Raw genomic sequence first — 335 nt, 5'->3', positions numbered from 1 at the left:
AAAGCATATAAGCATGATGGCGAAGTTGTCTTGTTTAGACCTGAGGAAAACTTTAAACGAATTAATCAATCATTAGAACGCTTAAAAATGCCGCAAATTGATGAGGCGTTATTATTAGAAGGATTAAAACAACTCGTCGATATCGATCGTGATTGGGTGCCGAGTGGAGAAGGTCAATCGCTCTATATTCGACCATTTGTTTTCGCTACACAAGGCGCTCTTGGGGTGCATCCTTCACATGAGTATCGCTTATTAATCATTTTATCGCCATCTGGTTCATATTATGGCGGAGATTCATTACGTCCAACGAAAATTTACGTAGAAGATGAGTATGT

1 pseudogene is annotated in these 335 nt (G+C 39.1%); it reads left to right on the top strand.

Features of this window, described 5'->3' with window-relative positions:
* A pseudogene (locus HUK49_RS10685) lies at positions 1 to 335 on the top strand (branched chain amino acid aminotransferase); the annotation flags it as partial.

Origin of the sequence: Limosilactobacillus portuensis, from assembly GCF_014838735.1 — a bacterium.
Taxonomy (GTDB): Bacteria; Bacillota; Bacilli; order Lactobacillales; family Lactobacillaceae; genus Limosilactobacillus; species Limosilactobacillus portuensis.
Note: the sequence above shows the minus strand (reverse complement) of the source record. Positions and strands in the feature narration are given on the sequence as shown.